Origin of the sequence: Inquilinus limosus (assembly GCF_051487185.1) — a bacterium.
In the GTDB taxonomy this organism is placed as follows: domain Bacteria; phylum Pseudomonadota; class Alphaproteobacteria; order DSM-16000; family Inquilinaceae; genus Inquilinus; species Inquilinus limosus_F.
Genome location: NZ_JAHVDK010000075.1, coordinates 1 through 1,588 on the forward strand (window position 1 = coordinate 1; position 1,588 = coordinate 1,588).

Sequence of the window (1,588 nt, forward strand, 5' to 3'; positions counted from 1 at the left end):
CTGGTCGACCGCAAGAGCGGGCGGGTGACGATCATCGCCTCGACCGAGGGCGGCATGGCGATCGAGGAGGTGGCGGCGGCGACGCCGGAGAAGATCCTGACGGTGGCGATCGACCCGGCCACCGGGCTGTCGGACTTCCACGCCCGCAAGGTCGCCTTCGGCCTCGGCCTCGAGGGCAAGCAGGTGGGGGCCGCGGTCGGCTTCCTGAAGAGCCTGTACAAGGCCTTCGTCGAGCTCGACGCCGCGCTGGTCGAGATCAACCCCTTGGTGGTGACCGGGGCCGGGCAGCTGATCGCGCTCGACGCCAAGATGGGCTTCGACGACAACGCCCTGTTCCGGCACGCCGAGGTCGAGGAGCTGCGCGACGAGAGCGAGCAGGACCCGACCGAGACCGAGGCGGAGAAGGCGTCGCTGAACTACGTCAAGCTCGACGGCAACATCGGCTGCATGGTCAACGGCGCCGGTCTGGCCATGGCGACCATGGACATCATCAAGCTGGAGGGCGGCGAGCCCGCCAACTTCCTCGATGTCGGCGGCGGCGCCACGCGCGAGCGGGTGACCACGGCGTTCAAGCTGATCCTGTCCGACCCCAATGTCGAAGGCATCCTGGTCAACATCTTCGGCGGCATCATGCGCTGCGACGTGATCGCCGAGGGTGTGGTCGAGGCCGCGCGCGAGGTGTCGCTGCACGTGCCGCTGGTGGTGCGCCTCGAGGGCACCAATGTCGAGCGCGGCAAGCAGATCCTGGCCGAGAGCGGGCTGCCGATCGTGGCCGCCGACGACCTCGGCGATGCCGCCGTGAAGATCGTCCGTGCCGTGAAGGAGGCCGCGTGATGGCCGTGCTGGTCGACAAGAACACCAAGGTGATCTGCCAGGGCTTCACCGGGGCCCAGGGCACCTTCCACTCCGAGCAGGCGATCGCCTACGGCACCCGCATGGTCGGCGGCGTCACCCCGGGCAAGGGCGGCACCCGCCATCTCGACCTGCCGGTGTTCGACACCGTGGCCGAGGCGGTGGCCAAGACCGAGGCCAACGCCAGCGTGATCTACGTGCCGCCGCCCTTCGCCGCGGACGCGATCCTGGAGGCGATCGACGCCGAGATCCCGCTGGTGGTGTGCATCACCGAGGGCATCCCGGTCCTGGACATGGTCCGGGTCAAGCGGGCGCTGGCCGGCTCCAGGACCCGGCTGATCGGGCCGAACTGCCCGGGCGTGATCACGCCGGGCGAATGCAAGATCGGGATCATGCCGGGCCACATCCACCGGCGCGGCCGGATCGGCATCGTCAGCCGCTCCGGCACCCTGACCTATGAGGCGGTGGCCCAGACCACGGCCGCCGGCCTCGGCCAGACCACCTGCATCGGCATCGGCGGCGACCCGGTCAACGGCACCAGCTTCGTCGACGCGCTGGAGCTGTTCCTCGGCGACCCGGAGACCGAGGGCATCATCATGATCGGCGAGATCGGCGGCGACGCCGAGGTGATGGGCGCCGAGTTCCTCCGCGCGAGCGGCACCAAGAAGCCGGTGGTCGGCTTCATCGCCGGCCGCACCGCGCCGCCCGGCCGCCGCATGGGCCATGCCGGCGCCGT

The 1,588-nt window shown here is 70.3% G+C and carries 2 protein-coding genes; both read left to right on the top strand.

Features of this window, described 5'->3' with window-relative positions; all coding sequences use genetic code 11:
* The coding region (gene sucC / locus KXR53_RS35450; RefSeq protein ID WP_437380323.1) for an ADP-forming succinate--CoA ligase subunit beta at window positions 1–834 on the top strand (834 nt) is incomplete at its 5' end.
* Window positions 834–1,588: succinate--CoA ligase subunit alpha (sucD, locus tag KXR53_RS35455; RefSeq protein WP_437380324.1), on the top strand; the 755-nt coding region annotated here is incomplete at its 3' end. The genes sucC and sucD, both read left to right, overlap by 1 nt.